This window comes from Chryseobacterium sp. MEBOG06 (assembly GCF_021869765.1).
GTDB lineage: Bacteria > Bacteroidota > Bacteroidia > Flavobacteriales > Weeksellaceae > Chryseobacterium.
On the sequence record NZ_CP084580.1, the window covers coordinates 1,938,178 to 1,950,000 of the forward strand.

Sequence of the window (11,823 nt, forward strand, 5' to 3'; positions counted from 1 at the left end):
ATCAGATCAACCCTTTTTTTCCATAGATCACTTCAAAAGCTTTTTTTACATCCTGATCCAGCTGTTCCTGTGTATACTCCGGCATACACCAGTGGCGAAGCTGTTTGGCAAACAGCATAAACTTCACAGTATGCGGATCATATGGGAATGATGGTGACATTACGAAGACCTGCTTATTTTTTACGGCTGGGAGAGCTGCCAGCTCCTTCAGGCTGTAAACGTCCGACAGTTTGGAATTCCATAGAACAATCAGATCAGGGTTCCATTTATACATGGTTTCTGCGCTGATATTAGGTGCTTCTACGGGAACCGGACATACATTTTGGGCTCCTGATAATGTAATAGCCATATCAATCAGGCTTCCTTTTCCTGAAGTAGACATAATACGTCCTTTTGACCAGGCATAATAAATTTTTTTCGGAGAAGTTTCTCTGGAGGCTCTCATTTTTTTTACTTCTTCAGAAACGTATCTCGTAATTTCCTCTGCGCGTTTTTGCTTTCCAAGCAGCTTCCCTACATTTTTCAGCTCATCAAGAATTTTTTCATCGTTTAAAGAAGAAAAAGTAAATACAGGAATTCCCAGATTTTCAATTTGGGTAATATTATCCTGATCTGTATTGAATGTGAGTACCAAATCAGGTTGGAGCCCAACAATACTTTCTGCATTGCTGGATTGTCCTCCGAAAGTGGGTGTGGGAATGCTTTTATTTTTAATCCGGTCATCCAGCTTGGACAGAAAGTTGTAAGTGTCTTCCATTTCATAAATCTGCTGAGGAATTCCTACAATTTTTTCACCTGCCTGAAGCATATAAACATCATCTACAAGGGCATTGTATAAAACTACAACGCGCTTTGCTTCGTGGGGAAGGATTATTGTTTTTCCTCTGCTGTCTGTTGCGGTGACTTCGGTATTGGCTGAGGTTTCTTTATTACCCGAATTTTTTTGGTTATTACAGCTCTGCAGCATTAATATAACCGCAGAAAAGCTTGTAATAAAAAGATTTTTAATTTTCATGTGTTTTATTTTTTACCAGATATCGAAGTGACTGATTAGATAGCAGCTGTGTGTCTGTAAGCTCAATGCGTTCACCATACCTGAACGATAGCTGTTCATACAGACGTCCGTCATAAGGAACTGCAAATTGCTGGTTTGAGGTTAAAAATACAGGAAGATGCTGATTGCCGATAAAGTAGCAGAAGTCTGCAGCTTCAGTATCATTTTTTGCAGAAAAACATATGGTAAGACAGGGTTTGATCGTAATTACAGCGGCTAGTTTCCCATTACAATATAAATGATCTCCCTGCTGCCATTCCTTAAGGTTGCCTAATCTCAGCTCTAAAACTATCCCGGATCTGGTAATCCGGGTTAATTTTTGCTTTTTATTTTCAAACCATTCGAGTTCCAGAATATCAGGATAAGAATCATTCGGATTTTCTCCTGTTTTCACATCATCTATTACGATTGGCTGTATTGTATTCATATATTAAGCTTCCTGGACAGCATTTTCTTTTTTTAATCTTACTTTTTCTTTCAGCCAGCTGCACCATTCGTCTATTCCGTCTCCGTTTAAGGTGCTTATAGTGATCACTTCAAGGTTAGGATTCACTTCGTGGGCATCTTTTGTTACCGCTTCCACAGAGAATGGGACATAAGGCAGCAGGTCAGCTTTAGAAACAAGCATCAGCTCGCTGGTTAAAAACATACGCGGATATTTTTTAGGCTTATCATCTCCTTCAGTAGAAGCAAGAAGTGTTACCCGGTAATCTTCTCCAAGATCAAATGCAGAAGGACAAAGAAGGTTTCCTACATTTTCTATAAATAACAGATCTACTCCGTCCAGATTGATATGATCCAGGGCCTGTAAGATCATTTGTGCTTCAATATGGCACATTCCTCCTGTTACGATCTGAAGTGCATCTATTCCAACTTCACGCATTCTAATGGCATCACGTTCTGTTTCAGGGTCACCTACAAGAACTGATATGTTGAGATCCTGGGCAAGACGCTTTCCTGTCTCCTGCATCAGTGTTGTTTTTCCGGATCCGGGAGATGAACAAACATTAATGACACAAATATTCTTCAAACGTTCTCTTATGGCTTTGGCTACAAAATCATTAGCCTTTAATAAATGAAGTGTAGTATTATCACATTGAACCGATCCTACACGGTTTCCTAAACTTTTTGGGTTAGCTGTTGACATATTTTAATGATTTTTTTGTTTAAAAATTACTTTTGAAATAAAGAGTTCATTACCCTGAACAATATTGGCAGAGGCCGTTCCGCAGTCATCACACACAAACCTGTGGTACCTGACTTGGAAGTCTTTTTCACACCGGTCACAGTGTGCAATAATTTCGTTGACGAGAACTTCGAGTTCCATTTCCTGATAGTGGGGATGATCGGTAATAAATGCATCAAATGCATTCTGGATCAGGACAGGTTGTACGTTAGATAAAAGTCCTGCCGTAACCTGAACCTTCTGAATATCTTCTGCTTTAGCGTCATAATGTTCTTCCAAAGTGTCAAAAATATCCTTCACTATACTTAATTCATGCATAGCTTATATTTTTATAGGTGAAACTGATTATCCGGAATTTTTCAGATAACCTTAATAAGAATTTGGCTGCAAATAATCCATTACATGGAGCTTACAGAGAAAAGTTGAAATCAGAAATCCTGATTTTTAAATTGTGGAATAAAAGATATCTGGGAAGATGGTAATGGTGTATAAATTCTGAAGCAGAACTTATTACCGGATTAGAATTGAATTTTGATCTCCATGAAAGTGTATCTTTTTCAAAAAGAGTAAAAGGGAGATCGAAAAAGGTCTTATCAATATCAAAATCATTTTCTGCAAGAGAAGCCATGAACAGTATATCGTGCTGCTGAACAGATTCGGATGATTTCAGACCTATTTGGTTTTCAGAAGAAGACGCATTGATATGATCTTTGCTATTCCTGGTGAATCCCATTTTTGCAGTAGAAAACAGGATTAGCAGAAAAATAATTGATATGTGAAAAGACTTCTTCATCAGTAGTACAAATTTAGACCTTTTACCAATCCCGGTTCTTACCAAAATCCTTTTAAAAATGTTCAAAATCGGGATGAAATATGTTGTTTGAAATAAAATGAAAAATGAATGATATTTTATGTGTTTAAATTGTATTATTTTGTTTATCAGTATTTTGATTTGGTTTTTATGAAGGCGTTCAAGTTTTTGTCTCTACTTTTGAATGTTAAAAATAGTGACTTAGACACACTGAAAAAATAGCTGAAATTTTCCGTATTTCTAAACCCTTGCTTTTATTAATCGTCAATATAATCAGAACATCATCAAAATTTAAAAAAGAGTCTTTTCATAAAGATAAACAGCCTGAAGCTGAATAAGAAGAATATCAGGAGGTCGCAGATCTGGTTATCTATTAATAATTAATGACTGAAGATTAAGATATTTTAATTGAAATACATTTTTAAAACCCTTTGAAATATAGATTTTAAAGGATTTTGTTTTTTATAGTTTATGCCCAAAAATACAAAATCCCTGTGTTAGTCAGCTTTAAAGTACCTATATTTGAATGAAGTAATGCATTGTAGAATGTTTTATAATGCCGAATGAAAAAGAATAATATGAAAAAAGAAACAATAGATTTTTTACACCATAATGAATCTGCCTGGAACAAGCAGGCACTGGAACCGAATGAATGGTCTCATTTCAGATTCTTAATTGATAAATATTTGCCAACTTTTATAGCATCCACGGCTGTGAAATTAGACTGAACCATACAATACAATGGATAAATCATCAATAAACAATTATTTTCATTCGTTATTTAGTATCAGGGATGAGGTTGTAGAGCAGATTACACAGACATTCAATTGTTTTGAACTCAAAGCAAATGCTGTTTTGCTGGATAAAAATACTATCAGTACAAGAACGTTCTTTCTGGAAAAAGGATATGTACGTTCATACATCCTCAATGAAGATAATGAGGAGATCACCACCAATATTTATGCTGCACCGTGTTTTGTAAATGATTTTTTATCCTTTTTCAGACAGCAGCCTACCAAAGAAATCTACCAAACGGTTACAGATTGTACGTTCTGGGAAACGGGTCTTGAGAATGTTCAGAATAATTTCCATACTGTTCCGGAATTCAGAGAGTTCAGCAGGCTTCTTTTTGTGCTCAATTATCATAATATTCATGACAGACTGATTGAAATGGCCAGTCAGAAAGCTTCCACAAGATATTCTAACCTGATGAAGAAGGATCCGGATATTTTCCGCTACGTTCCTCTGAAAGTCATTGCGTCTTATCTGGGAATAAAAGACAGTTCGCTGAGCCGCATCAGAAGAGAGATTAAGAAAATATAATTTCTTTTCATTTGTCAAGTGATAGTTTAAAATTTCTCCTCCATCTTTGTTAAAAATAATGTAATGAATAAAAAACATATTGTGGTTGTTGGATTGGGTGGTGTAGGCGGATATTTCGGCTTTAAAATAAATCAGATCAATGAAACTTCCGGGAAATATAAAGTTACTTTCGTGGCCAGGGGAGAAACTTATGATAAAGTAAAAGAAAACGGACTGGTTCTTTTATCTCCGGAACATTCCGTAGATCATACTTACCCCAATGCTTTAGAAAAGAATATCAGTGACGTTAGCAATCCGGATCTGGTACTTATCTGCGTGAAGGAATATGATTTGGAGAACGTCTGCAGACAGCTCGCAGAGGTGATTCAGGATGACACAATATTGCTTCCTATGATGAACGGAGCCGATATCTATGACAGAATCCGTAAAATAATTTCTGATCATACAATATTACCAACCTGTCTTTATGTGGCTTCCCATATTAAAGAAAGAGGAATAGTAGAACATAAAGGAAAAGCAGGAAAAGTGATTGCAGGGAGAGATCCTGAGCATTTTTCCGCTGATGTGGACTGGGTTATAAATTTACTTCAGGAGAGTAAAATTGATTTTGATTTTAAAGATAATTCTCTGACAGATATCTGGACCAAATTTTTCTTTATTGCAAGTTTTGGTCTGGTAACTGCAAAGCATAATTCATCCATTGGAACTGTTTGTACTGACAATCTGCAAAAGCAGGAAGCAACAGAAATTATGAAAGAGATGAAATTGATTACCGACAAAAAAGGAATTGAACTTCATCCGGATATTATTGAAGCAACTTTTGAAAAGGCCGCTGCGTTTCCTTTTGAAACCCCTACCTCTTTACAACTGGATGTTCATTCCGGGAAGAAAGATAACGAACTGGAATTATTTGCCGGAGCAATTTTAAAATATGGCAGAGAACTTGGAATAGAGACTCCTTTTACTCGAAAAATATATCTGGAGATCAAAACACAATAGATTTTGGGTAAAGACAAGTGGATCATCTTATATAATTAAGGCGGGTTTTAACCCGCCTTAATTGATAAATAGAAATTTAAATATAAAGCTGCAAAATGCATTCACTGATGGTAAAGGTTTACCGACCACAATCGCTGATATGCTTTTAAGATCAAAACTCACGGTCACGGTCTCTTATGTTTCTGAATTTTGTATTAAAGAAGATATCAGCTTTGGTATTAAACTCATCTGTATAAACCACTAAAGTACTGTGGCCGGAATTAGGCAGGATCCAAAGGTTGGCTCTGGGAATATTTCTGAAAATTTCCAGCGTATGTTCCGGTTTTATGACATCATAATCTCCTCCTGTTACCAGAACCGGAATTTTAATATTGTGTAAAGCTCTGTGGTCTATATTAGGTTGTTCACTTAATAACCTTTTGTATTTGAGAACCATATAATCCAGGTCAGTTTTATTCTTGTTTTTAGCAAACTGATCTTTAAATTTTGTATAATTGGAACTTACCCTTTTGAAAACATCTGACTGTACTGCAGTTGAATCCGGACGCAGATTAGCTCCGGTAATAATTAGCTTTTTTACCTTTTCAGGATGCCTGATGCTTAGCAGCAGACCATTAATCCCGCCATCACTCCAGCCAATGACAAAAGCTGAATCAATCTTCATTTTTTGAAGCAGTTCAGCATAATCATCCGCCATCATTTCATAGGTAAGAGCATCTCCTCTGTCTATTGATTTTCCATGTGCTCTGCTGTCAGCAACAATTACTTTATAATTTTTTGAGAAAAAAGGAATTTGTTTAGAAAAATCAACAATTGAGCCTCCGTTTCCATGGATAAGGAGTAAAGGCTGCCCCTGTCCATACGTTTCACAATACATCTTTATACCATTGACTTCATAATACTTGCCGGCTGCCGGATTATTGCCATAACCGGACTTTTCCAAAAGCTGTATATATTCTTTTTTGATTTCCGTGATATCTGTCTGTGCAGAAAATAAAGCAGGTAATAAAGTGAGAAAAAATAATATCTGTTTCATAATTTATAATAGGGTGTTAAAATTATTGATGATATTTTGCTTCCCGATTAGTAGTAAATATTCAGGTCTTGTTACACCATTATTTTAAGTGGCGGATACCCTAAAAAGTTTAAGAATTATGCATGAAGTTCTTCCGGTTCAGCAGCACCTCTTCCGTTTCCCGATGGTCAGGATCATCAACACAGCAGTCTACAGGACATACCGCTTTACATTGTGGCTCTTCATGAAAACCTTTACACTCCGTACATTTTCCTGATACGATATAATAAACATCATCCGATACCGCCTCATTAAAGGCATTGGCATCTGCTTCAGAACCGTCCGGAAAAGTGATATGACCGGAAAGTTTTGTTTTGTCCTGCCAACGCCAGTCGATAGCCCCCTCATAAATAGCTGAATTGGGGCATTCCGGTTCACAGGCTCCACAGTTGATGCAGGCATCTGTTATTTTTATAGCCATATTATATTATTTTATTTTAAGATTCCAGTAAAAGGAATTTCTTTTAACAAGTTCTGTTGCGGAAATCCCTATTCAACTTAATTAAAGCATTTTCAACAATTTATATACATCATAAACTGTGCAAACTTTTACTTTTATCTGTTAATCTGAAGCAATTTGTACAGAAAGTCCATCCATCTGAGCGGTAAGATAGATCTGGCAGGCTAACCTGCTGTTTTCGTTGGTGTTGAAAAGTTCAGAAAGAAGGGCTTCTTCAATATCATTTTTTTCAGATAGTGCTTTTGTATCATCAGGAATATAGCAGTGGCAGGTGGCACACATGGCCATTCCTCCGCACATCGCTTCCATAGGGAGATCATAGGCTTTACACATATCCTTTAAGGTGAGTCCCATATCTGTGGGGCAGATCAGGACGTGCGTGTTTCCTTCCTGATCTGTGACGGTGATGGTAATTTCATTCTTCATAGGATCAGCAGCGTATTTTTAGAAGTCCGGCTTCAATAATCAATATGTCCGTTTCTATCATTTTAAGAGTGGTTTATGGTAATTTTTTCTATTTTCTTAGTGGTAGCAATATTGATAAGTTTGTCAAATTTATCAGCGTAAAGAGATGATATTTTTATATGATCACTGTCCAGCAAAGAATTTTTAATAATAGGTATACTGAAGGGCAGAGGCCATGCCCGTAATGATTTGGCAACAGAATCCATTGTATTGATTCCCTGCATAGCCTGTAAACCATCTGCCCAGCACACCAAACCTATTGTTTTGTCTGTAAGATAAGGCTCGTAGCTGTTAGCTGTCACTTCAAGCCAGTCCAGACAGTTTTTCATAACCCCCGGAATACTTCCGTGGTAAAGAGGAGCCAGCCAGAAATGGACATCAGCATCCCGGAATAACTGAGTCATGCGTTCTACGGCCAAAGGAGTTTTGGTAAGGGTTACATCAAATAAAGGAATTCCGGAATCAGCTAGGGTAAAAATGTCAGAATGAATTCCCAGTATTTTGAGGCGCTCTGCAAAATATCCTGAAATAAGCCCGGATGTGGATTCGGTTCTTCTTTCCAGTGACCCGTTAAATATGATTGCTTTCATTTTTTTATCTTTTAAAAATTACTTTTGGTAAGCCTATTTCACCATACATCAGACTTTTGACCAGAGGTTTCAGAAGTCCTGCCGCAAGCAGATAAAGCGAAGGATCATAGCTTGTGCCCGCTCTTACAACTACTTTCTGATTTTTAAAATGCTTCATATCCGCATAGATGAGACGGCGCTTCCAGAGATCAAGCAGAATCTTTTCGGCATTGTTTAAATCCGCATAGGCGGCATAGGGAGTTAGTTTCTCCATTAGCAGCATATAAGCCCACGGCGGAATAATAGCCTCCGTAGAACAAATGATTCCTACTGCTTTTTCATTGTATACAGAAAAGTCTGCTTCTGCAATGGATGCTTTAAACTCCTTCTCCTTGACAATCATTCCCATAAAAAGATAATCTTTGATATCCAGTTCCACAATTTCTGTAGTAGGTCTGTAGTCTAAAAGATCAAGTGCAATAATGCCTGAAGTCTTTGCTTTATTGATGAAAGTTTCCTGATTCATAACTGTAGTTAATTATCTTACTTTAGAGAGTGCTTCTTCGTATTTCTTTTCAACAGAAGACCAGTCCAGTACAGACCAGAATGAATCCACATAGTCTGCTCTTTTATTTTGATAATGAAGATAATAAGCATGTTCCCATACATCGATCCCAAGAATAGGAAAGCCTCTGCTCATCGTAAGAACGTCCATCATGGGATTATCCTGGTTGGGAGTAGAGCTCACCGCAAGAGAACCATTGAATTTTACAAATAACCATACCCATCCGGAACCGAACTGGCTAAGACCTATTTTTTTCATCTCTGCCTTAAGGTTTTCAAGATTTCCGAAAGTTGAGATAATAGCATCATTAAGAGGGCCTTCAGGATTTAATTTTGGCTGCGGAGAAAGAATTTCCCAGAATAAAGAATGATTGAAATGACCTCCGCCGTTATTTCTTACTGCAGGACTATATTCACTTATTCTTTGCAATAATGAATCAAGATCAGGATGCGTTTCATTGGTTTGTGCTAATGCTGCATTTAAGTTATCAATATAAGCCTGGTGATGACGCAGATGGTGGATAGTCATGGTTTCTTTATCTATAAACGGCTCCAAAGCATCATAAGCATACGGTAAAAGGGGAAGTGTAAATGGTTCCATTGTATTTATTTTTTTAATTAATGTATCGCAAAGATAACACTATATTTAGATAAAACAACTAATTTGTTGTTTTATTAGTTTGTTTGAAATGATAAATAATGCATTGTGAATAATTGATTTACGCTCATAATTTAAAGATTATAGAAAATGATTATATTTGTTGTTGAAAAATAAAACAACCTAAATATTGTCAAATGAAGAAGCCCGCAGCAGACCGCATCCTGATGTTTCTGAAGATGAGGGGAGAGGCTACATCACTTCTTATTTCTGCAGAACTGTCTATTACAAAAGAGGGTGCGAGAAAACATTTACTGAATCTTGCTGAAGAAGGGTTCATCCAGCCATCTGTGAAGAGCGAGGGTGTTGGCAGACCTACGACTTATTATACGCTTACTGAAAAGGGACTGGCTCAGTTTCCGGATACTCATGCAGAAGTAACGGTTGAAATTCTGAAGTCTGTAAAAAAACTTTTAGGAGAAAATGCACTGGAGCTTCTGATCACTGACCGGGAGAAGAACACGCATGAGCGGTATGAAAAAGCACTTTCCAGGACGAAATCTCTTGAACAGCGTCTGGAAGTTCTCACAGAAGTACGTAGTAAAGAAGGATATATGGCAGAATGGAAAAAGGAGGGTGAAGAATATTTTCTTATCGAAAATCATTGCCCGATATGTGCTGCTGCCACAGAATGCCAGGGTTTTTGCCGTGCAGAATTATCTAATTTCCAATCACTGATTGGAAAGGAATATAGAGTAGAAAGGGTAGATCACATTATTTCCGGTGGACAGCGCTGTGTGTATAAAATCAGTCAATAATTCATTACATATACTATTTCATTTAAATAAGATGGCATTGAAAGCAGTAATATTCGATATGGATGGAGTTCTTGTAGATTCCGAAGGTTTCTGGGCAAAGGCGGAACTGGACGTATTTTCATCATATGGCGTACAGGTTACAGATGAGCTGGCTGCACAGACCAAGTATATGACAACCGAAGAGGTGACGAAATTCTGGTATGAGAAATTTCCATGGGAAAACCTGAATGTCTCTTATGTAGAGCAGCAGGTAGTATCAAGGGTGATCGAATTTATACAAACTGAAGACTGTACCATGAACGGTATACAGGAATTTATTAAAAATCTTAAAAATAAAGAATATAAGGTAGGCCTAGCAACCAATGCCCCTTTGAAGGTTGCCGATGCTGTCCTGGACAAACTAAAGGTTCGGGAACTTTTTGACAGCGTGCATTCATCAGAATCTGAAGCGCAGGGGAAACCGCATCCTGCTGTATATCTTACTTCAGCAAAAAAGCTGGGGGTATCTCCTGAACATTGTATTGCTATTGAGGACAGTCATTCAGGATTACGGGCGGCCAAAGAAGCAGGAATGAAGACCGTTGTTTTTACCAATAATGATGAAACAATAGACTTTGATATCGCAGATTTTAAAATTTTAAACTTTAAAGAAGGGGTATTACCTGCCTGATAACGGAATTATGAATTTTAATACAACCGAGCTTTCTGATTATATCAACCTGTTTTGGCAGTTTTCATGGCCACAATGGATTATATTTAGCTTTATAATCAATATCCTGTTGTATCTCTTTTCAATAGGGCTGTATTTATTTATTGATAAAACATGCCGTAAAAATTTATTGCAGGAAAAAAATCACCCTGTTTCAAAATCAGATTTTTATCTCAGCCTTTTTACAGTAGCCTGCAACAGTCTGGTGATGCTGCTGGGTGTTTTTCTATGGAAAAATGGCTGGCTTGAACCTGGAAGTAATCTTTCAGCAGGTATTATTGTTTTTGAAGTAATCGCATTGCTGCTTGTGATGGATTTTCTAATGTATTTCTTTCATTATGCAGCTCATTTACCTTTTGTATACAGACTATTGCACGGAAAGCATCATGAACATGTAAGTACCAATTATTTGAGTCTTTTTGTTCTTCATCCATTTGAAACTGTCGGTTTTGGGTTGATGATGCTGGTGGTATTAATGTGCTATGATTTTTCTGTTGTTGCAATTTCTGTCTATTTACTGATCAATCTGATTTGGGGAACTATAGGTCATCTGAACAGAGAGTTTTTTCCCGCTCAGTTTGACCGTTTTTTTGTAGGGACTACAAGATTTCACAACCTGCATCATTTGGATGAGACTAAAAACTTTGGTTTTTATACATCCATCTGGGACAGGCTGTTTGGAACTTATAAATAGTATTTCTGACATTGCGGGAGAACTGATCCCTCTTTGGGTAGCGTACTCTCCAGAATAGGCATAATCAGAATTTGATATGATGTAAAACTTTACCCAGCAGATTATTAAGATTTTCCAGTTCTGCAGAGCTTAGTATTTCCGCAGTCTGCTTCGTAATATTTTTCCTGAATGTTTCTGAATTTTCTATAACAAACCGTCCTTTTTCTGTGGCAGAGAGGTTGAATTTTCTGCGGTCGGTTTCATCCTGTTTCTGAATGATGAAATCATGATTGATCAGGAACTTCAGCTGTTTTGAAATAGCAGCCTGGCTGATATTGAATGCCAATGAAATTTCTGTTCCTGTTGCTCCCTCTTTCCGCAAAATAAATTCAATGATATTATAATGAGCTGCTGTGACCCCGTTAATATCTCCTCTGTTCATATGCGCCAGAATGAGACACTGAAAATCAGTAAATGTGTTAAAAAACTCTTTTTCAATAGATTTCATAATAATTATAC

At 37.1% G+C, this 11,823-nt stretch carries 18 protein-coding genes; 6 read left to right on the forward strand and 12 right to left on the reverse strand.

From position 1 onward, the window contains the following. Nucleotide 1: 1 nt before the first annotated feature. From LF887_RS08880 to LF887_RS08900, 5 genes are all read right to left on the reverse strand, one after another. Nucleotides 2–1,015, reverse strand: a complete 1,014-nt coding sequence (locus LF887_RS08880; RefSeq protein ID WP_236858773.1) for an ABC transporter substrate-binding protein — start codon at nt 1,013–1,015, stop codon at nt 2–4. Continuing rightward, nucleotides 1,005–1,481 carry an urease accessory protein UreE gene (locus LF887_RS08885; RefSeq protein WP_236858774.1) on the reverse strand — a complete coding sequence of 159 codons (477 nt, stop codon included), beginning with the start codon at nt 1,479–1,481 and terminating at the stop codon, nt 1,005–1,007. Before LF887_RS08885 ends, LF887_RS08880 begins: the two co-directional genes overlap by 11 nt. Before the next feature lie 3 nt (nt 1,482–1,484). Then, entirely contained in the window at nt 1,485–2,201 is a 717-nt protein-coding gene (gene hypB, locus LF887_RS08890) for a hydrogenase nickel incorporation protein HypB (RefSeq protein WP_236858775.1), read from the reverse strand. Between the two features lie 3 nt (nt 2,202–2,204). Continuing rightward, a complete protein-coding gene (locus LF887_RS08895) occupies nt 2,205–2,558 on the reverse strand; it encodes a hydrogenase maturation nickel metallochaperone HypA (RefSeq protein ID WP_236858776.1) in 354 nt (117 codons plus the stop codon). Nucleotides 2,559–2,649: 91 nt separating this feature from the next. Further along, nucleotides 2,650–3,033: a hypothetical protein gene (locus LF887_RS08900; RefSeq protein WP_236858777.1), complete on the reverse strand. Its 384-nt coding sequence runs from the start codon at nt 3,031–3,033 to the stop codon at nt 2,650–2,652. 596 nt (nt 3,034–3,629) lie between these two features. Here LF887_RS08900 and LF887_RS08905 point away from each other — a divergent pair. The 3 genes from LF887_RS08905 to LF887_RS08915 all read left to right on the forward strand — a co-directional run bounded on the left by LF887_RS08905 (nt 3,630) and on the right by LF887_RS08915 (nt 5,373). After that, the gene (locus tag LF887_RS08905; RefSeq protein WP_236858778.1) at nt 3,630–3,779 is read left to right on the forward strand and encodes a hypothetical protein; all 150 of its coding nucleotides are present in this window, start codon (nt 3,630–3,632) and stop codon (nt 3,777–3,779) included. A gap of 13 nt (nt 3,780–3,792) precedes the next feature. Further along, nucleotides 3,793–4,374: a Crp/Fnr family transcriptional regulator gene (locus LF887_RS08910; RefSeq protein WP_236858779.1), complete on the forward strand. Its 582-nt coding sequence runs from the start codon at nt 3,793–3,795 to the stop codon at nt 4,372–4,374. Nucleotides 4,375–4,437: 63 nt separating this feature from the next. Then, nucleotides 4,438–5,373: a ketopantoate reductase family protein gene (locus LF887_RS08915; RefSeq protein WP_236858780.1), complete on the forward strand. Its 936-nt coding sequence runs from the start codon at nt 4,438–4,440 to the stop codon at nt 5,371–5,373. A gap of 151 nt (nt 5,374–5,524) precedes the next feature. Here LF887_RS08915 and LF887_RS08920 read toward each other — a convergent pair whose 3' ends face one another. The 6 genes from LF887_RS08920 to LF887_RS08945 form a co-directional block, all read right to left on the reverse strand. Beyond that, complete coding sequence (locus LF887_RS08920) at nt 5,525–6,409, reverse strand: alpha/beta fold hydrolase (protein ID WP_236858781.1); 885 nt, start codon at nt 6,407–6,409, stop codon at nt 5,525–5,527. Nucleotides 6,410–6,518: 109 nt separating this feature from the next. Further along, nucleotides 6,519–6,869: a 4Fe-4S dicluster domain-containing protein gene (locus LF887_RS08925; RefSeq protein WP_236858782.1), complete on the reverse strand. Its 351-nt coding sequence runs from the start codon at nt 6,867–6,869 to the stop codon at nt 6,519–6,521. A 141-nt stretch (nt 6,870–7,010) separates the two neighbouring features. Next, the gene (locus tag LF887_RS08930; protein WP_236858783.1) at nt 7,011–7,334 is read right to left on the reverse strand and encodes a 2Fe-2S iron-sulfur cluster-binding protein; all 324 of its coding nucleotides are present in this window, start codon (nt 7,332–7,334) and stop codon (nt 7,011–7,013) included. Nucleotides 7,335–7,396: 62 nt separating this feature from the next. Then, nucleotides 7,397–7,963, reverse strand: a complete 567-nt coding sequence (locus tag LF887_RS08935) for an NADPH-dependent FMN reductase (protein ID WP_236858784.1) — start codon at nt 7,961–7,963, stop codon at nt 7,397–7,399. A gap of 4 nt (nt 7,964–7,967) precedes the next feature. Beyond that, nucleotides 7,968–8,468: a DUF2480 family protein gene (locus LF887_RS08940; protein WP_236858785.1), complete on the reverse strand. Its 501-nt coding sequence runs from the start codon at nt 8,466–8,468 to the stop codon at nt 7,968–7,970. Nucleotides 8,469–8,480: 12 nt separating this feature from the next. Further along, on the reverse strand, nt 8,481–9,107 hold the full coding sequence (locus tag LF887_RS08945; protein WP_236858786.1) for a superoxide dismutase: 627 nt from the start codon (nt 9,105–9,107) through the stop codon (nt 8,481–8,483). Nucleotides 9,108–9,301: 194 nt separating this feature from the next. Here LF887_RS08945 and LF887_RS08950 point away from each other — a divergent pair, with 194 nt between their 5' ends. From LF887_RS08950 to LF887_RS08960, 3 genes are read left to right on the forward strand one after another with little or no spacing between them, the layout of a single operon-like run. Next, nucleotides 9,302–9,922, forward strand: coding sequence for a helix-turn-helix transcriptional regulator (locus tag LF887_RS08950; protein WP_236858787.1), 621 nt, complete (start codon nt 9,302–9,304; stop codon nt 9,920–9,922). 31 nt (nt 9,923–9,953) lie between these two features. Continuing rightward, nucleotides 9,954–10,592 (forward strand): hexitol phosphatase HxpB, encoded by a 639-nt coding sequence (hxpB, locus tag LF887_RS08955; RefSeq protein WP_236858788.1) that lies wholly within the window; start codon nt 9,954–9,956, stop codon nt 10,590–10,592. Between the two features lie 10 nt (nt 10,593–10,602). Then, the gene (locus LF887_RS08960; protein WP_236858789.1) at nt 10,603–11,325 is read left to right on the forward strand and encodes a sterol desaturase family protein; all 723 of its coding nucleotides are present in this window, start codon (nt 10,603–10,605) and stop codon (nt 11,323–11,325) included. 64 nt (nt 11,326–11,389) lie between these two features. Here LF887_RS08960 and LF887_RS08965 read toward each other — a convergent pair whose 3' ends face one another. Further along, nucleotides 11,390–11,812 carry a MarR family winged helix-turn-helix transcriptional regulator gene (locus tag LF887_RS08965; protein ID WP_236858790.1) on the reverse strand — a complete coding sequence of 141 codons (423 nt, stop codon included), beginning with the start codon at nt 11,810–11,812 and terminating at the stop codon, nt 11,390–11,392. Nucleotides 11,813–11,823: the final 11 nt, after the last annotated feature.